The organism is Rubrivivax soli, assembly GCF_049810355.1.
GTDB lineage: Bacteria > Pseudomonadota > Gammaproteobacteria > Burkholderiales > Burkholderiaceae_C > Rubrivivax.
This window is the reverse complement of sequence record NZ_CP187368.1, coordinates 1,765,233-1,788,833: the sequence shown is the minus strand read 5'-3', so window position 1 is coordinate 1,788,833 and position 23,601 is coordinate 1,765,233. Positions and strand designations below refer to the sequence as shown.

The 23,601-nt window shown below is 72.8% G+C and carries 20 protein-coding genes; 13 read left to right on the top strand and 7 right to left on the bottom strand.

The window, feature by feature from the left end:
- Positions 1 to 9: 9 nt before the first annotated feature.
- Entirely contained in the window at positions 10 to 954 is a 945-nt protein-coding gene (locus ACPOLB_RS08150) for a S1C family serine protease (protein WP_425260820.1), read from the bottom strand.
- A 102-nt stretch (positions 955 to 1,056) separates the two neighbouring features.
- Here ACPOLB_RS08150 and ACPOLB_RS08145 point away from each other — a divergent pair, with 102 nt between their 5' ends.
- The 12 genes from ACPOLB_RS08145 to ACPOLB_RS08090 all read left to right on the top strand — a co-directional run bounded on the left by ACPOLB_RS08145 (position 1,057) and on the right by ACPOLB_RS08090 (position 13,695).
- Entirely contained in the window at positions 1,057 to 1,869 is an 813-nt protein-coding gene (locus ACPOLB_RS08145) for a hypothetical protein (protein ID WP_425260819.1), read from the top strand.
- Positions 1,870 to 1,873: 4 nt separating this feature from the next.
- The gene (locus ACPOLB_RS08140; protein ID WP_425260818.1) at positions 1,874 to 2,704 is read left to right on the top strand and encodes a TatD family hydrolase; all 831 of its coding nucleotides are present in this window, start codon (positions 1,874 to 1,876) and stop codon (positions 2,702 to 2,704) included.
- Positions 2,701 to 3,198, top strand: a complete 498-nt coding sequence (locus tag ACPOLB_RS08135) for a DNA-deoxyinosine glycosylase (RefSeq protein ID WP_425260817.1) — start codon at positions 2,701 to 2,703, stop codon at positions 3,196 to 3,198. Before ACPOLB_RS08140 ends, ACPOLB_RS08135 begins: the two co-directional genes overlap by 4 nt.
- A complete protein-coding gene (locus ACPOLB_RS08130; protein WP_425260816.1) occupies positions 3,195 to 3,980 on the top strand; it encodes a spermidine synthase in 786 nt (261 codons plus the stop codon). The genes ACPOLB_RS08135 and ACPOLB_RS08130 overlap by 4 nt, the downstream gene beginning before the upstream one ends.
- Positions 3,981 to 4,011: 31 nt before the next feature.
- Complete coding sequence (locus ACPOLB_RS08125) at positions 4,012 to 5,802, top strand: GspE/PulE family protein (RefSeq protein ID WP_425260815.1); 1,791 nt, start codon at positions 4,012 to 4,014, stop codon at positions 5,800 to 5,802.
- 110 nt (positions 5,803 to 5,912) lie between these two features.
- Positions 5,913 to 6,377: a tripartite tricarboxylate transporter TctB family protein gene (locus tag ACPOLB_RS08120; protein ID WP_425260814.1), complete on the top strand. Its 465-nt coding sequence runs from the start codon at positions 5,913 to 5,915 to the stop codon at positions 6,375 to 6,377.
- Between the two features lie 13 nt (positions 6,378 to 6,390).
- The gene (locus tag ACPOLB_RS08115) at positions 6,391 to 7,905 is read left to right on the top strand and encodes a tripartite tricarboxylate transporter permease (RefSeq protein WP_425260813.1); all 1,515 of its coding nucleotides are present in this window, start codon (positions 6,391 to 6,393) and stop codon (positions 7,903 to 7,905) included.
- 140 nt (positions 7,906 to 8,045) lie between these two features.
- Positions 8,046 to 9,638, top strand: a complete 1,593-nt coding sequence (locus ACPOLB_RS08110) for an MFS transporter (protein ID WP_425260812.1) — start codon at positions 8,046 to 8,048, stop codon at positions 9,636 to 9,638.
- A gap of 37 nt (positions 9,639 to 9,675) precedes the next feature.
- A complete protein-coding gene (locus ACPOLB_RS08105) occupies positions 9,676 to 11,325 on the top strand; it encodes a gamma-glutamyltransferase family protein (RefSeq protein WP_425260811.1) in 1,650 nt (549 codons plus the stop codon).
- 5 nt (positions 11,326 to 11,330) lie between these two features.
- On the top strand, positions 11,331 to 12,251 hold the full coding sequence (locus ACPOLB_RS08100; protein WP_425260810.1) for a DMT family transporter: 921 nt from the start codon (positions 11,331 to 11,333) through the stop codon (positions 12,249 to 12,251).
- A gap of 54 nt (positions 12,252 to 12,305) precedes the next feature.
- The gene (locus ACPOLB_RS08095; RefSeq protein WP_425260809.1) at positions 12,306 to 13,103 is read left to right on the top strand and encodes an SDR family oxidoreductase; all 798 of its coding nucleotides are present in this window, start codon (positions 12,306 to 12,308) and stop codon (positions 13,101 to 13,103) included.
- Between the two features lie 13 nt (positions 13,104 to 13,116).
- Entirely contained in the window at positions 13,117 to 13,695 is a 579-nt protein-coding gene (locus tag ACPOLB_RS08090) for an adenylate/guanylate cyclase domain-containing protein (protein WP_425260808.1), read from the top strand.
- An 11-nt stretch (positions 13,696 to 13,706) separates the two neighbouring features.
- Here ACPOLB_RS08090 and ACPOLB_RS08085 read toward each other — a convergent pair whose 3' ends face one another.
- Together ACPOLB_RS08085 and ACPOLB_RS08080 are read right to left on the bottom strand one after the other, a co-directional pair.
- The gene (locus tag ACPOLB_RS08085; protein WP_425260807.1) at positions 13,707 to 14,633 is read right to left on the bottom strand and encodes a DMT family transporter; all 927 of its coding nucleotides are present in this window, start codon (positions 14,631 to 14,633) and stop codon (positions 13,707 to 13,709) included.
- Positions 14,630 to 14,944: a putative signal transducing protein gene (locus tag ACPOLB_RS08080; RefSeq protein ID WP_425260806.1), complete on the bottom strand. Its 315-nt coding sequence runs from the start codon at positions 14,942 to 14,944 to the stop codon at positions 14,630 to 14,632. The genes ACPOLB_RS08085 and ACPOLB_RS08080 overlap by 4 nt, the downstream gene beginning before the upstream one ends.
- A 113-nt stretch (positions 14,945 to 15,057) precedes the next feature.
- Here ACPOLB_RS08080 and ACPOLB_RS08075 point away from each other — a divergent pair, with 113 nt between their 5' ends.
- The gene (locus ACPOLB_RS08075; protein ID WP_425260805.1) at positions 15,058 to 16,041 is read left to right on the top strand and encodes a quinone oxidoreductase family protein; all 984 of its coding nucleotides are present in this window, start codon (positions 15,058 to 15,060) and stop codon (positions 16,039 to 16,041) included.
- A gap of 4 nt (positions 16,042 to 16,045) precedes the next feature.
- On the opposite strand, the gene ACPOLB_RS08070 is transcribed toward ACPOLB_RS08075, so the two are convergent.
- The 4 genes from ACPOLB_RS08070 to ACPOLB_RS08055 form a co-directional block, all read right to left on the bottom strand.
- Complete coding sequence (locus ACPOLB_RS08070; protein WP_425260804.1) at positions 16,046 to 16,858, bottom strand: DUF2189 domain-containing protein; 813 nt, start codon at positions 16,856 to 16,858, stop codon at positions 16,046 to 16,048.
- Between the two features lie 87 nt (positions 16,859 to 16,945).
- The gene (locus ACPOLB_RS08065) at positions 16,946 to 18,655 is read right to left on the bottom strand and encodes an ABC1 kinase family protein (protein ID WP_425260803.1); all 1,710 of its coding nucleotides are present in this window, start codon (positions 18,653 to 18,655) and stop codon (positions 16,946 to 16,948) included.
- A gap of 13 nt (positions 18,656 to 18,668) precedes the next feature.
- Positions 18,669 to 19,193 (bottom strand): signal peptidase II, encoded by a 525-nt coding sequence (gene lspA, locus ACPOLB_RS08060; RefSeq protein WP_425260802.1) that lies wholly within the window; start codon positions 19,191 to 19,193, stop codon positions 18,669 to 18,671.
- A 58-nt stretch (positions 19,194 to 19,251) separates the two neighbouring features.
- Positions 19,252 to 23,571, bottom strand: coding sequence for a PAS domain-containing protein (locus ACPOLB_RS08055; RefSeq protein ID WP_425260800.1), 4,320 nt, complete (start codon positions 23,569 to 23,571; stop codon positions 19,252 to 19,254).
- Between the last annotated feature and the right edge of the window lie 30 nt (positions 23,572 to 23,601).

Sequence of the window (23,601 nt, the reverse complement as noted above, 5' to 3'; positions counted from 1 at the left end):
GAAGTGGAGTCAGAACGGAGGCATGCCGGCGGCCGCGGCGGCGTTCTCGATGGGCACGGCGAAGCCGATGCCGATGAAGGTGCGCTGCTCCGACGGGTTGAGGATGGCGGTGACGATGCCGACCACGTGGCCGTCCATCGTGACCAGCGGACCGCCGGAGTTGCCGGGGTTCGCGGCGGCGTCGAACTGGATCAGGTTGCTCAGCGTGCGCTCGCCCTGCTCCGACCGGAACTCGCGCTTCAGTCCGGAGACCACGCCGTAGCTGGTGGACGGCCCGATGCCGAACGGGTGGCCCACCGCGACGACGTGATCGCCCGGGCGCAGGTCGGAGGTGCTGCGCATCGTGGCGGCCTCCAGGTCGTCGGGCAGGCTGCTGGCGCGCAGCACGGCGAGGTCGTTCTCGGGCTGCGCGCCGACCATCTGCGCGTCGCTCTCGTGGCCGTTGGCGAAGCGCACCTTGATGCGCTTGGCGTTGGCCACCACGTGCAGGTTGGTGAGGATCGTGCCGTTGTCGACGATGACGACGCCGGTGCCCAGGCTGCGCTCCATCGCCTGCTGCTCGGCGTCGCTGTCGCCGGCGCTCTCGTCCTTGTCGTCGGGCAGGCCGACCACGCGCACCACCGACGGCGCGATGGTCTCGTAGGCCTTGGCGGCTGCCGAGGGCAGGGGTTCCTTCTCGAGCGAGGCGCGCACCGCGGCGTCGATGTCGTCCTGCGTGATCACGCGCTGGCCCGGGCGCAATCCCAGCACGCCGAGCATCAGGGCCGTGGCCAGCAGGGCACCGGTCAGCGCCCACAGCGGCCCGGGGCGGCGCAGCGCCAGGCGCCGCAGCCGGCCGGGCGGCGCGGCGGCCGGTACGGCGGGTGTTTGCGGGGCCGCGGGCGTGGCGGGCGCAGGCCCGGCTGCCGGGGCGGCCGGCCGGGAGGAGCGGCTGTACAGCGGTGCCTTTCTCATCGAACCATCCTGCGCCTTCGCGATGGGAAACGACAGTATCACGTTGCCGCCACGCTCGCATGCGGCATGCCTAGAATGCCCCGGCCAGGGAGACCACCAGCCATGCCGCCAGGGAACGACAAGCGCATCCACACGCCGCGCGAGGGCATCGAGTCCAACAAGTTGTTCGTGCTGGCCGGCACGCTGCAGGAGACGCTGCCCAAGCACGCCTTCGAGCGCTGCCGCATCTTCTTCTTCTTCCTGCACGCGCTCCGCGCGCTGGAGTTCGTCAACAACGAAGTCCAGGGACGCGCCAAGATCGCCGCCCTGGACGGCTTCGCCACGGCCGCCACGCACCAGATCGACAGCGGCTTCCGCGACGCCACCGGCCCCGGCTACCAGGTGTTCGGCGCCGACGACGTGGGCGTGATCCAGCTGCCGGCGACGACCTTCACGAACACCGACGCCGCGCATTTCTGCAACCTGGGCATCGATCCGGGCTTCGTCGGCAAGCTGGACCTCAACAACACCATGGTCGCCGACCTGTACCACGAGCTGAAGGCCTTCGCCGGCGCCACGCGCTGGCTGCCGCAACTGGTGAACATCGGCCCCGACCGCGTGATCGACGTGCTGCACGGCGAGCTGGCGGCCGAGTTCCTGGCCGACGGCGACGCCATCGTCTCGCGGTCGCGCGTCGCCACCTACGTCAAACGGGTGTCCGCGGCGATGCTGGAGTTCGAGCGCAAGAAGGTGAAGGAGAAGCGCCGCGGCGTCGCCGCCTGCACCCGCTGCTACCTGAACGCCTACGAGCAGCCGAACTTCAACGACCGCATCTTCAACCAGCTCTCGGGCGCCGTGGCCGGCTGGATCTCGGCCGTGCCGCTGAAGGACGTGCAGCGCCTGCGCGCCCACGCCGTGATGCTGTCCTACACCTGAGGCCGTGTGGATCGATTCGCACTGCCACCTCGACGCGCCGGAGTTCGACGCCGACCGTGACGACGTGGTCGCGCGCGCCCGTGCCGCGGGCGTGCAGATGCAGGTGCTGCCGGCCGTGGAGGTGGCGAACTTCGACACGGTGCGGCAGCTTGCCCACCGCCACGGCCTGGCGTATGCGCTGGGCATCCACCCGCTCTACACCGGCCGGGCCGCCGACGACGACCTGGCCCGCCTGCAGGCCGCGCTGCAGCAGCACCGCGACGACCCGCGCCTGGTGGCCGTGGGCGAGATCGGCCTGGACCACTTCGTGCCCGGACTGGACCCGGTGCGCCAGCGCCACTTCTACGTGGCGCAGCTGAAGCTGGCGCGCAACGCCGGGCTGCCGGTGATCCTGCACGTGCGGCGCTCGGCCGACGCGCTGCTGCACGGGCTGCGCCGCATCGCGGTGCCCGGCGGCATCGCGCATGCCTTCAACGGCAGCGGGGCGCAGGCGCGGCAGTTCGTCGACCACGGCTTCCGGCTGGGCTTCGGCGGCGCGATGACCTTCGAGCGCGCGCTGCAGATCCGCGCCCATGCCGCCACGCTGCCCGCAACGGCCCTGGTGCTGGAGACCGACGCGCCCGACATCCCGCCGCACTGGCTGTACCAGACGGCGGCCGCGCGTGCTGCCGGCGCCGACCCCGCGGCCGCGCGCAACGAGCCGGCCGAGCTGCCGCGCATCGCCGAGACGCTGTGCGCGCTGCGCGGCTGGACGCCGGCGCAGGCGGCGGCCACGACCACGGCCAACGTGCACGCGGCGCTGCCGCGGCTGGCGCGCCTGGCCGCGGCGCCGTGAGCGCGCGCCTCGTCGGCCTGCCGCCCGTGGTGGCGCCCGGCACGCGCCTGGTGGTGCTGGGCAGTTTCCCGGGCGTGGCCTCGCTGGCTGCCGGGCAGTACTACGGCCACCCGCGCAACCACTTCTGGCCGCTGCTGTCGGCGCTGTGGGGCGTGGACCTGCGGGTGCTGCCCTACGCCGACCGGCTCGCGGAGGTGCGGCGCCGCGGCCTGGGCGTGTGGGACGTCTACGCCAGCTGCCGCCGCGACGGCAGCCTCGACAGCGCGATCGTGGACGCCGAATTCAACGACTTCGCCGCGCTGCGGCGCATGGCGCCGCAACTGCAGGCGGTGGCGCACAACGGCGGCGAGTCGGCGCGTGCGATGCGCCATCTGGCGTCGCTGGGCCTGCAGGTGCACCGTCTGCCGTCCACCAGCCCGGCCAACGCCAGCTGGAGCTTCGAGCGCAAGCTGGCGGCCTGGCGCACCGTGTTCGCCGCTTACGATCTGGCATGACCGACGACGACTCCAGCGCAGGGCCGGACCCCCTGCCCGAGGCCACCATCAGCGAAGCCGACGGCGTGCGCTACCTGCACCTGGGCAGCATCTGGGTGCAGGGCGCCATGCGCATCCGCAAGCCGCAGGTGGTGGAGCTCGACTACGTGCAGCGCATGCTGGCCAGCCTGCTGTGGCTGCCCACCGGGGCGCTGGGCCAGGGCCGCGCGCTGCAGCTGGGGCTGGGGGCCGGCGCCATCACGCGCTTCACGCACAAGCTGCTGCGCATGCCGACCACGGTGGTCGAGATCAACCCCGACGTGGTGGCCGTCAACCGTGCCTGGTTCCACCTGCCGGCCGAGGTGGAGGTGGTGGTGGCCGATGCCGGCGGCTGGCTGCGCGACACCGCCGCGCCGCAGAGCGTGCAGCTGCTGCACGTGGACCTGTACGACCACGACGCGGCAGCCCCCGTGCTCGACGACGAGGCCTTCTATGCCGACTGCCGCCGCGTGCTGGACGACGGCGGGGTGTTCAGCGTGAACCTGTTCGGCCGCGCCGCGAGCTTCGCGCAGAGTGCAGCCCGCATCGCCGCGGTGTTCGGTGGCCGGCACGTGTGGAGCCTGCGCCCCACGCGCGAGGGCAACACGGTGGTCGTCGCCACGCGCGACACGCCGCTGCCCGAGCGCGCGCTGCTGGTGGAGCGTGCGGCGCAGATCGAGACCCGCTACGGCGCGCACGGCCTGCCGGCGCGCAAGTGGCTGCGCATGCTGCGGCCTCACGCACCGGAGTCCGGCGTTGCCTGATCGCGGCCCCACGGGCCGCCACAATGCGCCCATGGTCCCCCCGAAGGCACGCACGCTCCCCACCGGCCGGCTCGACTGGCGCACGCTGCTCGACTGGCTGCAGGAGGACGGCTGGATCGGCACCGACGACAGCGCGCGCGTGGCGCGCCGCTTCGGTGCCGGCAGCTCCAGCCTGCACGCGCTGGTGCGGCTGGGCGGCGCCGGCCTGCAGCGCCAGGGCAGCGGCAAGGTGCTGGACACCGAGGCGCTGACCGAATGGCTGGCCGGCCGCGCGCAGCTGCCGTACCTGCGCATCGACCCGCTGCGCGCCGACGTCGGCCGCGTCGCCGACGTGATGAGCGTCAAGTACGCCGAGATGCGGCGCGCGCTGCCGGTGGCGCTGTCGGCCACCGAGGTGACGATCGCCACCGCCGAGCCCTTCGACCGCGACTGGGTGGCCGAGATCGCCGCGCACACGCGGCGCAGCGTGCGGCTGGTGGTGGCCAACCCGGAAGACGTGCGCCGCTACACGACCGAGTTCTACGCGCTCGCCAAGAGCGTGCGCGCGGCGCAGAAGAGCGGCGAGACGTCGGCCGGCGCCAGCTTCGAGCAGCTGGTCGAGCTGGGGCGCACGAACAAGCAGCTCGACGCCAACGACCAGGGCGTGGTGCAGGTGGTCGACTGGCTGTGGCAGTACGCGTTCGACCAGCGCGCCAGCGACATCCACCTCGAGCCGCGGCGCGAGATGGGCGCCATCCGCTTCCGCATCGACGGTGTGCTGCACACCGTCTACCAGGTGCCGCTGACGGTGATGAACGCGATGACCGCGCGCATCAAGCTGCTGGGCCGCATGGACGTGGTGGAGAAGCGCCGCCCGCTCGACGGCCGCATCAAGACGGTGCGGCCCGAACTCGACGGCAAGCCCGGCGGCGAGGTCGAGATGCGGCTGTCGACCATGCCCACGGCCTTCGGCGAAAAGATGGTGATGCGCATCTTCGACCCCGAGACGGTGCTGAAGAACGTCGAGGCGCTGGGCTTCGGTGCGCACGACGCGCAGCGCTGGCAGGCGCTGATCGGGCGGCCGCACGGCATCGTGCTCGTCACCGGGCCCACCGGCAGCGGCAAGACGACCACGCTGTATTCGACGCTGAAGTCGCTGGCCAGCGACGAAGTGAACGTCTGCACGATCGAGGACCCGATCGAGATGATCGAGCCGGCCTTCAACCAGACCCAGGTGCACGGCGCCATCGACATGGGTTTTGCCGAAGGACTGCGCGCGCTGATGCGGCAGGACCCGGACATCATCATGGTCGGCGAGATCCGCGATCTCGCCACCGCCGAGATGGCGATCCAGGCGGCGCTGACCGGCCACCTCGTCTTCAGCACGCTGCACACCAACGACGCCGCCGGCGCCATCACGCGGCTGGCCGACCTGGGCGTGCCGCCGTACCTGATCAGCGCCACCGTCATCGGCGTGCTCGCGCAGCGCCTGGCACGCACGCTGTGCCCGGCGTGCAAGCAGCGCGACGACGGCACCACGCGCGAGACGCTGGAAGAGATGGCCCGGCCCTGGCGCCTGAGCGGCGGCGTGCGGCCGTACAAGCCCGTGGGCTGCCTGGAGTGCCGCCACACCGGCTACCGCGGCCGCGCCGGGCTGTACGAACTGCTGCTGGTGACCGACGCGGCGCGGGCCGCGATCCACCCGACGCTGGACGTGGCGGCGTTGCGCCGGCAGGGCATCAAGGACGGCATGCGGCCGCTGCGGCTGGCCGGCGCGATGAAGGTCGCCGAAGGCGTGACCACGATCGAGGAAGTGCTGCGCTGCACGCCGGCCCTGCAGTAGGCCGCAGCGCCCCGCGGCGCCGGTGCGCCGCCTTACGTGGAAACCACAGCGGGACCGCGGGGGGCGCTGCCTAGAATCCGCCGCAACCATCCGTTCGGAGGAGACAGCGCGTGAAAATCAAGAGCCAGCGGGACTTCTGGTCCGGGGTCATGTTCATCGCCGTGGGCGTGGGCTTCGCCTGGGGCGCCACCAACTACAGTTTCGGTGCGGCGGCGCGGCCGGGCCCGGGCTACTTCCCCTTCGGCCTGGGCGTGCTGCTGGCGATCCTGGGCGCCATCGTGCTCTTCAAGGCGCTCACGATCGAAAGCGAGGGCGGCGACCCCATCGGCAACATCGCCTGGAAGCCGCTGTCCATCATCGTCGGCGCGGTCGCCGGCTTCGGCGTCATCCTGCCGCACCTGGGCATGGTGGCCTCGCTGCCGCTGCTGATCTTCGTCGCCGCCACCGCCGGCGACGAGTTCCACTGGGTGGAGGCCGGCATCAACGCGGTGGTCCTGACGGTCTTCTCGTGGCTCATCTTCATCAAGGGACTGAGCCTGACGATTCCGCTGTGGCCCAAGTTCATCACCGGTTGAGGGCACGGACACCATGGATCTCCTGAACAACCTGGCGCTCGGCTTCGGCGTCGCCTTCACCTGGATCAACCTGGCCTACGCCTTTGCCGGCGCGGTGCTGGGCACGCTGATCGGCGTGCTGCCCGGCCTCGGCCCGGTGGCCACGATCGCGATGCTGCTGCCCAGCATCTACGCGCTCGACGCAACGCCGGCGCTGATCATGCTGGCCGGCATCTACTACGGCGCGCAGTACGGCGGCTCCACCACCGCCATCCTGATCAACGTGCCGGGCGAGAGCAGCTCGGTCGTCACCGCCATCGACGGCTACCAGATGGCACGCAAGGGCCGTGCGGGCTCGGCGCTCGCGGCGGCGGGCCTGGGCTCGTTCTTCGCCGGCTGCGTGGGCACCATCGTCATCGCGGCTTTCGCGCCGCCGCTGACCGAGCTGGCCTTCAAGTTCGGCCCGGCCGAGTACTTCAGCCTGATGGTGCTGGGCCTGATCGGTGCCGTCGTGCTGGCCTCGGGCTCGCTGGTGAAGGCCATCGCGATGATCCTGCTCGGCCTGCTGCTGGGCCAGATCAACACCGACGTGATCTCCGGCGTGCCGCGCTACAGCTTCGACATCCCCGAGCTGACCGACGGCATCGGCTTCGTCGCCATCGCGATGGGCGTGTTCGGCTTCGGCGAGATCATCGCCAACCTGGGTCAGCCGCCCGAGCACCGCGAGGTCTTCACGAAGGACGTGAAGGGCCTGTGGCCGACGCGGCAGGACTTCCACGACGCCTGGCCGGCGGTGCTGCGCGGCACGGCGCTGGGTTCGCTGCTGGGCGTGCTGCCCGGCGGCGGCGCGCTGCTGTCGTCGTTCGCGGCCTACACCGTCGAGAAGAAGATGCGCATGGGCCCGCACGAGGTGCCGTTCGGCAAGGGCAACATCCGCGGCGTCGCGGGGCCCGAGAGCGCCAACAACGCCGGCTCGCAGACCAGCTTCATCCCGATGCTGACGCTGGGCATCCCGCCGAACGCGGTGATGGCGCTGATGGTCGGCGCGATGACGATCAAGGGCATCCAGCCCGGCCCGCAGGTGATGACGAGCAACCCCGAGCTGTTCTGGGGCCTGATCGCATCGATGTGGGTCGGCAACGCGATGCTGGTGATCCTGAACCTGCCGCTGATCGGCATCTGGATCAAGCTGCTGACGGTGCCCTACCGCTTCCTGTTCCCGGCCATCATGGCGTTCTGCTGCATCGGCCTGTACACGCTGAACAACAACGCCTGGGACGTGTACATGGGCGCGGCCTTCGCCATCGTCGGCTACATCTTCTACAAGCTGAGCTGCGAACCCGCGCCGCTGCTGCTGGGTTTCATCCTGGGCCCGATGATGGAGGAGAACCTGCGCCGGGCGCTGCTGCTGTCGCGTGGCGACTGGAGCGCCTTCGTGACGCGGCCGCTGTCGGCGGCCCTGCTGGGCGCTGCGCTGCTGATGGTCATCATCGTCATGCTGCCGTCCATCAAGCGCAAGCGCGAAGAGGCGTTCAAGGACGCAGACTAAGGGTCCCCCCCCCGTAGCGGCTGCGCCGCTCCCCCCCAGGGGGGCGCCGCTGGCGGACCGGCGAAGCCGGATCCGCGGCGGCCGCTTGAAGAGGGCCCGGGCTTTGCCGGGCCCGTTTCTGTTTCTGGGACACTCGTTGCATGCGTCTGCCGGCTGCGCTGCTGCCCTTGGAGGGGCCCGTGTTCCGCGGGCTGTGGTTCGCGTGGCTGGCGGCGAACATGACGATGTGGATGAACGACGTCGCGGCCGCGTGGCTGATGACGACGTTGACCACGAGCCCGGTGATGGTGGCGCTGGTGCAGACTGCGTCCACGCTGCCGGTGTTCCTGCTCGGGCTGCCCAGCGGCGCCATGGCCGACATCGTCGACCGGCGGCGCTACTTCGCGGCGACGCAGCTGTGGGTGTCGCTGGTGGCGCTGCTGATCGCCGCACTCGCGCTGGCCGGCCTGCTCACGGCCGAGCTGCTGTTGCTGCTGACCTTCCTGAACGGCATCGGCCTGGCGATGCGCTGGCCGGTGTTCTCGGCCATCGTGCCCGAGGTCGTCTCGCGTGCGCAGCTGCCGTCGGCGCTGGCGCTCAACGGCATCTCGATGAACCTGTCGCGCGTCATCGGCCCCACGGTGGCCGGCGCGCTGCTGGCGTCCACCGGCACGGCCTCGGTGTTCGTGCTGAATGCGCTGCTGGCGGGCGCGGCCTTCGTGCTGATCCTGCGCTGGAAGTCCACGCCGCGCGCCAGCGCGCTGCCGGGCGAGCGCTTCGTCGGCGCGATGCGCGTGGGCCTGCAGCACGTGCGGCAGTCGCCGCGCATGCGGGCGGTGATCGTGCGCGTGTTCCTGTTCTTCCTGCAGGCCAGCGCGCTGCTGGCGCTGCTGCCGCTGGTGGCGCTGCAACTGCACGGCGGCGGCGCCGGCATGTTCACGCTGCTGATGGCCTGCATGGGCGGCGGCGCCATCGCGGCCGCGCTGTGGTTCCCGCGCTGGCGCCAGCGCTTCGACCGCGACCAGTTCGTCGTCTACGGCACGCTGGTGCATGCCGCCAGCACCGCGCTGGTCGCGGTGGTGCCCGAGGTCTGGGTCGCCGTGCCGGGCTGCTTCATCGCCGGCATGGCCTGGATCAGCACCGCCAACACGCTGGCGATGTCGGCACAGCTGGCGCTGCCGAACTGGGTGCGCGCGCGCGGCATGTCGATCTACCAGATGGCGCTGATGGGCGGCACCGCCTTCGGCGCCATGCTGTTCGGCAAGGTGGCGGGATGGACCTCGGTGCCGGTGGCGATCCTGGTGGCCGCGGTGCTGGGCGCGCTGGCGCTGCCGCTGACGCGCCGCTACTCGGTGGAAGGCCCCGAGGCCGACTTCAGCCCCGCCGCGCCGCGGCTGGCACCCGATGTCGCCATCGACATCGACCCCGACGAAGGCCCGGTGATGGTGACAGTGGAATACCGGATCGACCCCGCACGCGCCGCCGAGTTCGCCGCCGTGATGCAGCTCACGCGCGCGGCCCGGTTGCGCCAGGGCGCGCTGTCGTGGGGTCTGTTCCGCGACACCGCCGAGCCCGGGCGCTACGTCGAGTCCTTCGTCGACGAAAGCTGGCTCGAGCATCAACGAAGGCTGGAGCGCTTCACCGCCGCCGATGCCGAACTGCGCGCGCAGCGCCTGACCTTCCACCTCGGAGACAGCCCGCCGCAGCTGCGCCGCTTCGTGGCCGACAGCAGCGAGCTGCCGCCCGCGGCCTGAGCCACGCGGCGGGGCAGCCCGTCGCACAATCCGGGTCATGACCTTCGCCACCCCTTCCCACTTCGACTGGTCGGCCGGCTATGCCAGCCGCCGGCTGCCCGTGTTCGCACGCAACGTCGTCTCGACGTCGCACCCGCTGGCGGTGCAGGCCGGGCTGCGCATGCTGGCCGCCGGCGGCAACGCGGTCGACGCCGCGGTGGCCGCCGCCGCCGTGATGACGGTGGTCGAGCCCTGCAGCAACGGCCTGGGCTCCGACGCCTTCTGCATCCTCTGGGACGGGCAGCAGCTGCACGGCCTGAACGCCAGCGGCCGTGCGCCGGCGGCCTGGAGCCGCGAGCACTTCCTGCGCAAGTACGGCGCGAACGCGCGCGCCCTGCCGGTGCGCGGCTGGGACAGCGTCACCGTGCCCGGCGCCGTGGCCGCGTGGGTGGCGCTGAGCGAGCGCTTCGGCCGGCTGCCGTTCGCCGACCTGCTGGCGCCGGCGGCCGAGATCGCCGAGCGCGGCTACGCGGTGCCGGTGGTGATCGGCGAGAAGTGGGCCGCGGCCGCGAAGGTGCCCGAACTGGCCACGCAACCCGGGTTCGCCGAGACCTTCCTGCCGTTCGGCCGCGCCCCGCAGGTGGGCGAGCTGTTCCGCATGCCGGCGGCCGCGCGCGCGCTGCGCGCCATCGGCGCCACCCGGGGCCAGGCCTTCTACGGCGGCGAGATCGCCGCCGCGCTGGCCAAGCAGTCGGCGGCGCAGGGCGGCGTGCACACGGTGGCCGACTTCGCCGCCTACGCGCCCGAGTGGGTGGCGCCCATCGGCATGGACTACCACGGCGTCACGCTGCACGAGATTCCGCCGAACGGGCAGGGCATCTCGGCGCTGATCGCACTCGGCATCCTGAAGCACTTCGACATCGCAGCGCTCGCGGCCGACGGCGTCGACGCCCAGCACCTGCAGATCGAGGCCATGAAGCTGGCCTTCGCCGACACCTACCGCTACGTGGCCGAGCCGGCGCAGATGCAGGTGACGGTGCAGCAGCTGCTGGACCCGTCGTACCTGGCCGAGCGGGCCAAGCTGATCGACCTGCGGCGCGCGCAGGACCTGCCCGCCGGCACGCCCGACGCGCCGCACCGCCGCGGCGGCACGATCTATCTCACCGCGGCCGACGAGCGCGGCATGATGGTCAGCTTCATCCAGAGCAACTACATGGGCTTCGGCAGCGGCGTCGTCGTGCCCGAGTGGGGCGTGAGCCTGCAGAACCGCGGCCACGGCTTCAGCCTCGACGCCGCCAGCGCCAACTGCGTGGCGCCGGGCAAGCGGCCGTTCCACACCATCATCCCGGCCTTCGTGACGCAGAACGGCCAGCCGCTGATGAGCTTCGGCGTGATGGGCGCCAACATGCAGCCGCAGGGCCACCTGCAGACCCTGGTGCGCATGGTCGACTTCCACCAGAACCCGCAGGCCGCCTGCGACGCGCCGCGCTGGCGCTTCAACGCCGGGCTCGAGATCAACGTCGAGGCCGACCTCGCGCCCGACACCGTGGCCGGCCTGGCCGCGCGCGGTCACCGCATGGAAGTCATCAACGACAGCTACCAGGACTTCGGCGCCGGGCAGTTCATCTGGCGCCTGGGCGACCCCGGGGCCGAGGGCTACGTGGCGGCCAGCGACCCGCGCCGCGACGGCCAGGCCGGCGGCTTCTGACGCGCGTGGCACCCCCCGCAGCGCCAGCCCCGGCGGCCCACGCCGCCGCGCCGCTGCCGTGGGCCGGCCTGGCGCTGGCCGTGGCCGGCTCGGTGGCGTTCTCGGGCAAGACCATCATCGTGAAGCTGGCCTACCGGCACGGCGTCGACGCGGTCACGCTGATCATGTACCGCATGCTGTTCGCGCTGCCCTTCTTCGTGGCGCTGGCGTGGTGGGCGGGGCGCGGCCGCGCGCGGCTGACGCGGCACGAGCTGCTGGTGGTGGCGGGGCTGGGCTTCAGCGGGTACTACATCTCCAGCTTCCTCGACTTCCTGGGCCTGCAGTACGTCAGCGCCAGCCTCGGGCGGCTGATCCAGTACCTGAACCCGACGCTGGTGCTGTTCCTCAGCGCGCTGCTGTTCCACCAGCGCATCTCGGGCGCCAAGCTGGCGGCGCTGGCGGTCAGCTACGCCGGCGTGCTGCTGGTGTTCGGACACGAGATCCGCTTCGCCGGCGCGCAGACCGCGCTCGGCGCGGCGCTGGTGTTCGGCAGCGCCGTGACCTATGCCGTCTACCTGGTGGCCAGCGGCGCCGCCGTGAAGCGCCTGGGCGCGCTGCGCCTGACCGGCTGGGCCAGCAGCGTGGCCTGCGTGCTGTGCCTGCTGCAGTTCGTGCTGCTGCGCCCGCTGTCGGCCGCCGACGTGGCGCCCGAGGTGGTGTGGCTGTCGCTGCTGAACGGCACGCTGTGCACGGTGGCGCCGGTGCTGCTGGTGATGATGGCCATCGAGCGCATCGGCGCGCCGCTGACGGCGCAGACGGGCATGATCGGCCCGCTGTCGACCATCGCGATGGGCGTGCTGATCCTCGGCGAGACCTTCAACGGCTGGATCGTCGCCGGCACCGCGCTCGTGCTCACCGGCGTCTGGCTGCTGGCGCGGGCGCGCTGAGCGGCGGCCGCACGGCCCCGATTCCCTTTCGAACCCCCACAAGGACACTGCAACATGGATCTCGGCATCGAAGGCAAATGGGCGCTGGTCTGCGCCGCGAGCAAGGGCCTGGGCAAGGGCTGCGCCGCGGCGCTGGTGCGCGAAGGCGTCAACGTGGTCGTCACCGCCCGCGGCGACGACGCGCTGCAGGCCACCGCGGCCGAGCTGCGCGCACTGAACCCGGCCGTGCAGGTGATCGCGGTGGCCGGCGACATCACCACCGACGCCGGCCGCGCCGCGGCGCTGGCGGCCTGTCCGCAGCCGGGCCAGGTGGACATCCTGGTCAACAACGCCGGCGGACCGCCGCCCGGCGACTTCCGCGACTGGGACCGCGAGGCCTGGATCCGCGCCATCGACGCCAACATGCTGACGCCGATCGCGCTGATCAAGGCCACCGTGGATGGCATGGCCGCGCGCGGCTACGGGCGGGTCGTGAACATCACCTCGGCCGCGGTGAAGGCGCCGATCGACATCCTCGGGCTGAGCAACGGCGCGCGCAGCGGCCTCACCGGTTTCGTCGCCGGGCTGGCGCGGCAGCCGCGGCTGGCGGCGCGCAACGTCACCATCAACGCGCTGCTGCCCGGCCCCTTCGACACCGACCGCCTGCGCACCACGCTGGCCGGCGCGGCGCAGAAGAGCGGCCAGAGCATCGACGCCGTGGCCGCGGCGCGGCGCCAGCAGAACCCCAGCGGGCGCTTCGGCACGGCCGAGGAGTTCGGCGCCTTCTGCGCCTTCCTGTGCAGCGTGCATGCCGGCTACATGACGGGCCAGAACCTGCTGCTCGATGGTGGCGCCTACCCCGGCACCTTCTGAGGCCGCAGCTGGCTTGCAGGCGCAGGCCGAGGCGCTGCGCGCCGCCATCGCTGCGCTGCAGGCGCAGCACGCCGTGCTCGGCGACGCGCTGCTCGACGCCGCGCTCGCGCCGCTGCGCGCGCAGCTGGCGGCCTTGCCGCTGCACACGCTGCAGACGCAGCCCGGACCGGAGCAGGTGGTCAGCATGCTGTGCCTGGACATCGTCGAGTCGACGCGGCTGGCCGCGGATCTGGAGCCCGAGGACGTGCACGCGCTGCTCGACTCCGCGCTGCGCCGCTTCAGCGCCTGCGTGCAGGACCACGGCGGGCAGGTGCTGCAGTTCGCGGGCGACAGCCTGCGCGCCGCCTGGGACGGCAGCGCGCACGCTGCCCGCGCGGTGCAGGCGGCGCAGGCACTGCTGGACCTGGCCGCTGCCACCCCCCCCGTGCGCGTGCGCGTGGGCGTGCACAGCGGCCCGCCGGCCGACGCCTTGCAGGGCGCGGTGGCGATGGAGCAGTCCGCCGCGCCCGGGGCCGTGCAGCTGAGCCGGGCGACGCGGCAGTGGCTGGGCGACGCCCCGGCCCTCGACGCGGCGCCGCCGCTGCCCGACTGAGCGCGCCGGCCTCAGCGCCTGTTCGACAGCACGATGCCGGCGACGATGAGCGCAAACGCCAGCGCGTGGTACGCCTGCGGCGGCTGCCGCAGCAGCGCCGCCGACATCAGCGCTGCGAACAGCGGCGTCAGGTTCGAGAAGAAGCCGGCCATCGCCGGGCCCACGGCGGCCACGCCCAGGCCCCAGCAGCGGTAGGCCAGCAGCGACGGCCCCACGGCCAGGAACAGCAGCGCCAGGCCCAGCGTGGGCGACCAGCGCACGGCCTGCGCCGCGGCCGGCGCCAGCGCGGTCTCGCCAGCCGCTGCCGCGGTCGCCCAGACCAGACCGAACAGCGCCTGCACCAGCAGGAACTCGGCCCACGACCAGTCGGGCCGCGCGGCGCCCGCCAGCGACGGGTGCGGCCGCGCCAGCTGCCAGCTGTAGGCCGCCCACGACAGCGAGGCGAGCAGCATCCACAGGTCGCCGGCCACCAGCCGCAGGCCGGCCAGCTGCGCCGGGTCGCCGCGCACCAGCACCAGCAGCACGCCGGCCAGTGACAGCAGCGCGCCGCCCACCTGCGCCAGCCGCGGGTGCTCGCCGTAGACCAGCGCGCCGATCAGCAGCATCCACACCGGGGTGCTCGACGCGATCAGCGTCACGTTGATCGGTGTCGACGTCGTCAGCGCCAGGTACTGCAGCGCGTTGTACGCGCCCACGCCCAGCAGGCCCAGCAGCGCCAGCGGCCGCCAGCGCGCACGCAGCTGCGCGCGGCGCTCGGCGCTGGCCACCGCGCGCCAGCCCAGCGGCAGCAGCAGCACCAGCGCGGCCCACCAGCGCATCGCGTTCAGCAGCAACGGCGGCACGGTGTCGGCCAGCAGCCGGCCGACCATCGCGTTGCCGGCCCACAGCAGCGGCGGCAGCACCAGCAGCGCGGCCACCTTGGGTGTCAGGCGGCTCATCGCAGTGCGTCGGGCATGGCCGCGCCGCAGTTCCAGCACTGCTCGAACGGGCCGTCGACGAGCTCATGGCAGCCGGGGCAGGCCCAGTGGCGATCGGGCGCGTTGCGCCAGGCGGTCAGCAGCGCGCCGGCACGGTCGAACTGCCGCGCGTCGTCGACCCACACCTCGGGCAGGCTCTGGTCGGGCGGGATCTCGCCGACGATGCCGCTGGCGTAGGCGCGCTCGACGTGCGCGGCGATGCCGACGCCGCTGAGCTGGTCGGCCCACAGCGTGGCGAGGGCGAGGTTGGGGGCTTGCAGCAGGCGTCGCATCAGGCGGCCGATGTTGCCACGCTGCGGCTTGTCGGACCGCCAGCGCGCCGCGCCGGCTTGGCGTAACCTCGCGCCCGCCGTCCAATCCGCCGTCCAATCAGGAGACACCCCCCATGCCCCGCGCCATCCAGATCACCGCCTTCGGCGGCCCCGAGCAGATGCAGCTCGTCGACGTCGCCGTCGGCGAACCCGGCCCCGGCGAGATCCGCATCCGCCACCATGCCATCGGCCTGAACTACATCGACGTCTACCAGCGCACCGGCCTGTACCAGGGACCGCTGCCGCTGACGCTGGGCATGGAAGGCGCCGGCATCGTCGAGGCCGTGGGCCCCGGTGTCACGCACCTGCAGCCGGGCGACCGCGCCGCCTATGCCAGCAACCCGCCGGGCAGCTACAGCGACGTGCGCGTGATGCCCGCCAAGTGCGTGTGCAAGCTGCCCGACGACATCGGCTTCGAGACCGGCGCGGCGATGATGCTCAAGGGCCTGACCGTGCAGTACCTGCTGCGCCGCACGCTGCCGGTGGAAGGCCTGCAGCCCGGCGACCACGTGCTGTTCCACGCCGCCGCCGGCGGCGTGGGCCTGATCGCCTGCCAGTGGGCCCGTGCGCTGGGCCTGCAGCTGATCGGCACCGCCGGCAGTGCCGCCAAGTGCGCGCTGGCGCTAGAGCACGGCGCCGCGCATGCGATCGACTACACCAAGGAAGACTTCGTCGCCCGCGTGAAGGAGATCACCGGCGGCCGCGGCGTGAAGGTGGTGTACGACTCGATCGGCAAGGACACCTTCGAGCGCAGCCTGGACTGCCTGCGGCCCTTCGGCCTGCTGGCCAGCTTCGGCAACGCGAGCGGCCCGGTGGCGCCGATCGCGCCGGGCGTGCTGGCGGCCAAGGGCTCGCTGTACCTGACGCGGCAGACGCTGTTCACGCACATCGCCACGCGCGAGACCACGCAGGCGATGGCCGACGAGCTGTTTGCGGTGGTGCGCAGCGGCGCGGTGCAGATCCGCATCGACCAGCGTTACGCGCTGGCCGACGTGGCGCAGGCGCACCGCGACCTGGAAGGGCGCAAGACCACCGGCTGCACCGTGCTGCTGCCCTGAAGCTTCAATCGGCCACCGCCGCCCGGTACGCGTGCCAGCTGGCGTGGCCCACCACCGGGCCCACGACCAGCAGGCCGATGAAGGCCGGCAGCAGCGCCAGCCCCACCAGCAGCGCGATCAGCAGCGCCCACCACAGCATCACGCCGGTCTGCGAGAGCACGAGGCGGAAGCTGGTGAGGCCGGCGGTGATGGCGTCGGTCTGGCGGTGCAGGATCATCGGGATCGAGACCACGCTGGTGGCGAAGATCAGCGTCGCGAACAGCGCGCCCACCGCGGCCCAGGCGGCGATGAAGCCGATGTTCTCGGGGTCCAGCAGCGCCAGCAGCGAGCCCTTCAGGTCGGGCATGCCCTCGAAGCTGACGGCGAAGATCACCAGCGTGGCCCGGCCCCACAGCATCTCCAGCACCAGCAGCACGAAGCCGAAGATGCCGAGCTGCGCGGTGCGCGTGTCCCAGGCCAGCAGCGAGTCGCCGAAGTCGGGGCGCTCGCCGCGTTCCAGCCGCTGGCTGGCGCGGTACAGGCCCAGGCACAGGAAGGGTCCGACGAGCAGGAAGCCCGCCGACAGCGCCAGCGTGTAGGCCGGCGCGTGTTCGTAGACCTTCAGCAGCGACCAGCCCATCACCATGAAACAGCCGCCGTAGAACAGGCCGATGCCCGGGCAGCGCACGAAGTCGCGCCAGCCCAGCAGCAGCCAGCGCAGCGGGTCGGCGAAGCCGAGCTGGCGCAGCACGATGGGCGGCGAGGCGGCGTCGCCGTCGGGGGGCGCCGTCTGGGCCTGCGGGGTGGCCGGCGTGTCGTGGCTGTCGGTGGGGCTCAAGGGGGAGCGGCGGATGCAGCGAAGAACGCCTGCAGCGTAGGCCTGCCGCGGCGCCGCGTCCATCCGGGGCGCCCCGGGCGCCGGCGTTCAGTCGTCGTGGCGCCGGTCGCTGCGGATCGAGCGCACCAGCCACAGCCCGCCCAACGCGGCGGCGACGAAGCCGATGAGCCCGAAGGCCGGCAGGCCGAACAGCGTGGGGCCGCCGCCCACGGTCATCACGATCGACGAGCCGATGATCAGCGCCGCCACCAGCAGCGCCACCGACAGCCGGCTGGCGGCGCGGTCGAGCTGGTCGCCCACGCGCTTGAGGTGCGCGATCTCGATGTGCACCTGCACGCGCCCGTGGCGGGCGCGGCGCAGCAGCTGCTGCAGGTCGTGCGGCAGCCGGCCGAGCGTGGCCAGCGTACCGCTCAGCGCCTGCCAGCCGCGCTGCGCCAGCGCCTGGGGCTGGTAGCGCGCGCGCACCACCTGGCGCAGCAGCGGCTGGGCTTCGGTGGCCATGTGGAACCCGGGGTCGAGACCGCGGCCCATGGCCTCCAGCGTGATGAAGGCCTTGATCAGCAGCGCCAGGTCGGCGGGCAAGGCCAGGTGGTGCTCGCGCAGGATCGTGGTCACGTCGAGCAGCATCGCGCCCAGGTGCAGCTGCGCCAGCGGCGTGCCGTGGTACTGCTCGACGAAGGCCTCGATCTCGTCTTCCAGCTGCTCGATCTGCAGTGCCGGGCCGTCGCCGTCGGCGTGGCTGCTGCCGCTGGTCCACTCCATCAGCACGTCGGCCACCGCCTGCGGGCGCCGTTCCACCAGGCCCAGCAGCAGCGCCAGCAGTTCGTCGCGGCGGCGCCTGGAGAGCCGGCCGACCATGCCGAAGTCGATGAAGGCCAGCCGGTTGCCGGGCAGGTAGTAGACGTTGCCCGGGTGCGGGTCGGCGTGGAAGAAGCCGTCCTCGACGATCATCTTCAGCACCGCGCGCGCGCCGCGCCGTGCCAGCAGCGGGCGGTCCAGGTGGGCGGCTGCCAGCGCCGCGGCGTCGTCGCCGCGCACGCCGACGATGCAGTCCTGCACGTTGACGCGTTCGTTGGTGTGCGCCCAGTGCACGCGCGGGATCACGATGTCGGTCAGCGGCGCCAGGTTGGCCGCGATGCGCTCGGCGTGCCGGCACTCGGCGGCCAGGTCCAGCTCGCGCTGCAGCGCGCGGCCGAACTCGCGCACCAGCTGGCGCGGCCGGTAGGGCTTGAGCGCGGGCCAGTCGGTCTCGGCCACGCCGGCGGCGCGCTCCAGCAGGCGCAGGTCGGCCTGGACCTTCTCGACGATGTGCGGGCGGCGGATCTTCACCACCACCTCGGTGCCGTCGTGCAGCCGCGCGCGGTGCACCTGCGCGATGGACGCCGCGGCCAGCGGCGTGGTGTCGAAGTGCGCGAACACGGCCTCGGGCTCGCCGCCGAGGTCGTCGCGCAGCTGCGCGCGCAGTTCTTCCATCGGCACTGGCGGCACGCGGCTGTGCAGCTGGCTCAGCTCGGCGATCCACTCCGGGCCCAGCAGGTCGGCGCGGCCGGCCAGGATCTGCCCCAGCTTCACGAACGTCGGCCCCAGTTCCTCCAGCGCCAGCCGCAGCTGCGCCGGCGGCGACAGCCGCGCCAGCGCGTCGGGGTGTTCCCAGCGCAGCACCTGGCCCGCGCGCGCCAGCGTGTCGGCCAGGCCCAGGCGCCGCACCACGTCGCCCAGCCCGTGGCGGATCAGCACGCCGGCGATCTCGCTGACCCGGCCGAGGTCGCGTGCGCCGCCCAGGGTGTCGATCAGCATGGCCGGTGGCGGTTCAGCGCGAGCGTCGCACGCGCAGGATCTCGTCGAGCACCAGGCACACCGCGCCCAGCGTGATGGCGCTGTCGGCGATGTTGAAGCTGGGGAAGTAGCCGCCCGGGAACATGGGGGCCAGCAGCGCGAAGCGGAACTGCAGGAAGTCGACCACGTAGCCGTGCAGCAGGCGGTCGAGCACGTTGCCGAGCGCGCCGCCCATGATCATCGTGATCGCAAAGCAGAACAGCTTCTGCGTCGGGTAGCGCAGCAGCATCCAGACGATGAAGCCCGAGGCCGCCACGCCCAGGCCCACGAAGAACCAGCGCTGCCAGCCCGAGGCGCCGGCCAGGAAGCTGAACGCGGCGCCCGTGTTGTGCACGCGCACGAGGTTGAAGAAGCTGGTGACGCTGCGGCTGTCGCCGAGCTCGAAGTAGCCCAGGATCATCGTCTTCGTGAACTGGTCGGCGACGATGACGATCAGGGCCAGCGCCAGCCACAGGGGCAGGCGGCCCGGGCTGCTGGACGAACGGAGGGACAGGGCCATGGCGGGCAGGCAAGGCACGGCGCCGGGGCGGCCGCACGGGGCAGGAAACGATGGGCCGCTACTGTAGCGTGCGCTGCAGCGCGGCCACGAAGCCCTGCAGCGCGGTGTGCAGCGCCGCGGCCTGGGGCTGCAGCGCCGCGGCCGCGGCGGCCGCGCCGGGGTTGCCGGTGGCAGCACGCGCCGCGGCCTCGAGCGCACGCGCCTGCGTCTGCAGCGCGGTGGCGCCGATGGCGCTGCACGCGCCCTGCAGTGAGTGCGCGGCCAGCTCCCACCCCGGCAGCGCCTTGTCCGCGGCCGGCTGCGCCAGGGCCGGCACACCGGCTGCGTAGTGCTGGGCGAAGCGCTGCAGCAGCCGCCGCAGCAGCGCCACGTCGCCGCCGGCGGCGCGCAGCGCCGCGCCGGTGTCCAGGCCCGGCACCGCTGCGCAGCGCTGCAGCAGCAGGGCGTCGGGGGTGGGGGCAGGGGCGGTGGGCTGGTCCGCGCCGCGGTCCGCGGCGCGGCTGTCCGTGCCGCCGCGTTGCGGCAGCCAGCGCTGCAGCGTCGCGTACAGCTGTTCGGGGTCGACGGGCTTGGGCACGTGGTCGTCCATGCCCGCGGCCAGGCAGGCGGCGCGGTCCTCGCCGAAGGCGTTGGCCGTCATCGCGATGACCGGGCCGGCGTGGCCGCGCTGGCGCAGCGCGCGCGTGGCGGCCAGGCCGTCGAGCGCGGGCATCTGCACGTCCATCAGCACCGCGTCGTAGTCGCCCCGCAGCACCATGGCCACCGCCTCGTGGCCGTCGCTGGCCACGTCCACCTGCAGCCCGGCCACGCGCAGCAGTTCGAGCGCGACCTCCTGGTTCACCGGGTTGTCCTCGGCCAGCAGCACGCGGGCGCCGGCGGCGGCCCGGCGCAGCGCCAGCTCCTGCGCGCCGGGGCCGGAGGCGGCGGTCTCGGGGGCGCTGCGGTCCTGGCGCAGCACCCGCAGCAGGGTGTCGTGCAGCGTCGAGGCCGTGATCGGCTTGGCCAGCACGGCGGCGAAGCGTGCGCGAGCGGCGTCGTGGCGCACCTGGTCCTCGTCGTGTGCCGTCACGAGCACGGCCGGCGGCAGGCCGTCGCCGAGCAGCGCGCGCAGGTGGTGCAGTGTCTGCAGGCCGTCCAGCGGCTCCATGCGCCAGTCGATCAGCAGCAGGTCGTAGCCCGTGCCCGCGTTGATGGCCGCCTGCGCCAGCGCCAGTGCGCGCTCGCCCGACTCCACCGCGTCCACCTGCATGTCGAACTGGCGCAGCCGCTCGGCCAGCGCGGCCCGTGCCTCGGCCAGGTCGTCGACCAGCAGCACGCGGCGGCCCGCCAGACCCGGGCCATCGGCCGCCGCCGCGCTGCCGCGCCCCAGCCAGGCGGTGAACCAGAAGCTGCTGCCGGCGCCCGGCGTGCTGCGGGCGCCTGCTTCGCCGCCCATCAGGGTGGCCAGATGGCGCGTCAACGCCAGGCCCAGACCCGTGCCGCCATGGCGGCGGCTGGTGGAGCTGTCGACCTGCTCGAAGGCCGAGAACAGCGAGGCCATGCGCTCGGGCGGGATGCCGGCGCCGGTGTCGCTGACGGTGAAGCGCGCCTGCACGCGATCGCCGTCCTCGGCCAGCTTCTCGCACACCAGGCGCACCCAGCCCCGCTCGGTGAACTTGACGGCGTTCGACAGCAGGTTCAGCAGCGCCTGGGACAGCCGGGTCGGGTCGCCGCGCAGTGCGTCGGGCAGGTGGTCGGTGTCGACGATGAGCTCGACCTGCTTGCGCTGCGCTTCCTCGGCCACCATCTCGAAGCTGCGCGCCAGCAGCGCGTCGAGCGAGAAGCCGATGTCTTCCAGCGTCATGCGGCCGGCCTCGATCTTCGACAGGTCGAGGATGTCGTTGATGATCTCCAGCAGGTGGTGCGCAGAGCGGCTGATCTTGTCCAGGCGGTCGCGCTGCTGGCCGTCGACGACGTCGCGCCGCATCAGGTGCGCCAGGCCGATGATGGCGTTCATCGGTGTGCGGATCTCGTGGCTCATGTTGGCCAGGAACGCGCTCTTGGCGCGGCTGGCGCCTTCGGCGCGGCCCAGCGCGTGCTCGAGCTCGATGTTGAGCTGGTGCAGCCGCGCCTGCGCCGTCTTGGTGGGCGTGATGTCCAGCGCCAGCGCATAGACGCCGCGCACGCCGCCGTCGGCGTCGCGGTCGGGCAGGTAGTGGACCTGGTGGTGCCAGGTGCTGCCGTCCTCGCGCACGGTCTCGCGCTCGTGCACGCGCGCCTCGCCCGCGGCCGCGGCCTGCATCTCGTGGCCGTGGCGCTGCCAGTGGTCTTCGCCGTGGATCGCGCGCGCCGCGCTGCCGATGGCCGCTTCGGCGGTGGTGCGCCACCACTCGAAGTAGGCGCGGTTGGCGAAGCGCAGCACGAGGTCGCGGTCCCAGTAGGCGATGCGCACGGGCAGGTTGTCGGCCAGCAGGCGCAGGAAGCGTTCGGTCTCGGCCAGCTGCGCATTGGCCTGCTGCAGCGCGCGGGTGCGGCCGTCCACCAGCGCCTGCAGATGGTGGCGGTGGCGCTCCAGTTCGTCGGCGAGCAGGCGCTGCTCGGTGATGTCGACGAAGGACAGCGCCACCGCCGGCGCGCCGGCATGCACGCCGCCCGGGATCGGCTCGGCGTTCAGCCGGAACCAGCGCCGCTGGCCCTGCGGGCCGCCGACCAGCACGTCCACGTCGCGCTGCGGCAGGCCGGTGGCCAGCGCCAGCGCCGGCGGCAAGGTCTCGGGCGGTTTCGGGCTGCCGTCGTCGGCCAGCGGGTGCCAGCCCGAGACGTCGAACCAGTCGCCGACCAGCGCGTCCAGCGGCAGCCCCAGCAGCTGCGCGGCCCCGGGGTTGGCGCTGAGCATGCGGCCCTGGCGGTCGAAGACCATGATGCCTTCGGCCAGGACGTCGAACACCGACCGCAGCCGGGCCTCGCTGTCGCGCAGGTCCAGTTCGGCCTGGCGTGCGGCGGTGACGTCGCGCGCGACGCCGAACAGGCCGATGACATGGCCCTCGGCATCGCGCAGCGGGCCCTTGGTGGTCAGGAAGACGCGCGGGCCGTGGGCGGTCTCGAGCTGTTCCTCGAAGACCTGGTTGCCACTGCCTTTGAGCACCTGCCGGTCGTTGTCGGCCAGCGCGGCCGACGGGCCCTGCGGCAGCAACTCGTCGACCCGCTTGCCGAGCACGTCTTCGGGCGCATGGCCCATGCCGGCGGCGCAGGCGGCATTGCACAGCAGGAAGCGCCCGGCCGCGTCCTTGGCGAAGATCGCGTCGCCCGAGCTGTCGGTGATGGCCTGCAGCAAGGCCAGCGTCTCCAGCCGCCGGCGATCGGCGGCGTGTTCGCGTTCGCTGCCGCGCAGCGCCGCGCGCTGCACGAACAGCCGCGCGCCGGCGCCCAGCACCAGCAGCGCCAGCAGCGCCATCACGCTGGCCCAGGCCGCGGTGGTGCGGGCCGGGGCATCGATCTCGCGCTGGTCGATCTTGGTCACCACCAGCCAGTCGGTGCCCTCGATCGGCCGGCCGGCGGCCAGCACCTGCACGCCGCGGTAGTCGGGGCCGAGCAGCGGGGGCGTGTCGGTGTCGGCGTCGCGCAGCAGCACCGCCACCGGCGGGTCGGCCAGGTCCAGCCGGCGCAGCAGGCGGCCCGCCGTGTCGTCGCCGAAGCGGAAGTCGCTGATGGCCAGCATGCCTTCGGGCCGCCGCTCCCACAGCACGGACTCACCGGTTTCCTTCGGCACCGGCCAGGCGCGCAGCAGCGGGTACAGCTGGCGCTGCGGGTCCTGGCGCAGCACCACCGCGGCCTGCGCGGGGCGGCCGGTGGCCACCAGCGGCAGCACGATGTCCAGGCGCAGCGTCGGCGTGTGGCCTTCGCGGCGGTAGATGCCGGTGTGCACCACCTCGCCGGTCTGCATCGCGCGCAGCGCCGCGTCGCGCAGCGTGGGTGCGATGTCCTGCTGCAGCGGCGACTCGCGGGCGACGACACGCGCCTGCGCGTCGAGCAGCAGCACCTCGTCGTTGCCGTTGGCCTGGCGCAGCTCGATCAGCCGCCCCATCAGCAGCTGCAGCGCCTGCCGGTTGCCGCGCACCTGCCCGTCCAGGTACTGGCCGGCGAAGACCGTGCTGTTGGCGAGAAAGCGCGCCAGGCGCAAATGCTCCTGCAGCCAGGTCTGCACCTGCAGGCGGCGCAGGTCGGCCACGGCCAGCAGTTCGGCTTCGGCCGCGCGCTGCTGCGCGCTGAACTCGCGCACGCTGACGATCGCGGCCAGCGCGACGATCAGCCCCGCCACCAGCAGCAACGGCAGCAGCAGCGTGCGCTGCTGCTGCGGACGCTCGGCCAATGGCGAGGCAGCGCTGGGCTCGAAGGGCATCGTGTCGGCACCCGCGTGGACACGATGTCG

Coding starts and splice junctions, on each gene's coding strand:
- ACPOLB_RS08075 (WP_425260805.1), top strand. CDS start 15,058: ATGCCCCGCGCCATCCAGATCACCGCCTTCGGCGGCCCCGAGCAGATG.
- ACPOLB_RS08085 (WP_425260807.1), bottom strand. CDS start 14,633: ATGAGCCGCCTGACACCCAAGGTGGCCGCGCTGCTGGTGCTGCCGCCG.
- ACPOLB_RS08110 (WP_425260812.1), top strand. CDS start 8,046: ATGCGTCTGCCGGCTGCGCTGCTGCCCTTGGAGGGGCCCGTGTTCCGC.
- ACPOLB_RS08115 (WP_425260813.1), top strand. CDS start 6,391: ATGGATCTCCTGAACAACCTGGCGCTCGGCTTCGGCGTCGCCTTCACC.
- ACPOLB_RS08065 (WP_425260803.1), bottom strand. CDS start 18,655: ATGCTGATCGACACCCTGGGCGGCGCACGCGACCTCGGCCGGGTCAGC.
- ACPOLB_RS08080 (WP_425260806.1), bottom strand. CDS start 14,944: ATGCGACGCCTGCTGCAAGCCCCCAACCTCGCCCTCGCCACGCTGTGG.
- ACPOLB_RS08095 (WP_425260809.1), top strand. CDS start 12,306: ATGGATCTCGGCATCGAAGGCAAATGGGCGCTGGTCTGCGCCGCGAGC.
- ACPOLB_RS08105 (WP_425260811.1), top strand. CDS start 9,676: ATGACCTTCGCCACCCCTTCCCACTTCGACTGGTCGGCCGGCTATGCC.
- ACPOLB_RS08125 (WP_425260815.1), top strand. CDS start 4,012: ATGGTCCCCCCGAAGGCACGCACGCTCCCCACCGGCCGGCTCGACTGG.
- lspA (WP_425260802.1), bottom strand. CDS start 19,193: ATGGCCCTGTCCCTCCGTTCGTCCAGCAGCCCGGGCCGCCTGCCCCTG.
- ACPOLB_RS08145 (WP_425260819.1), top strand. CDS start 1,057: ATGCCGCCAGGGAACGACAAGCGCATCCACACGCCGCGCGAGGGCATC.
- ACPOLB_RS08150 (WP_425260820.1), bottom strand. CDS start 954: ATGAGAAAGGCACCGCTGTACAGCCGCTCCTCCCGGCCGGCCGCCCCG.
- ACPOLB_RS08130 (WP_425260816.1), top strand. CDS start 3,195: ATGACCGACGACGACTCCAGCGCAGGGCCGGACCCCCTGCCCGAGGCC.
- ACPOLB_RS08055 (WP_425260800.1), bottom strand. CDS start 23,571: ATGCCCTTCGAGCCCAGCGCTGCCTCGCCATTGGCCGAGCGTCCGCAG.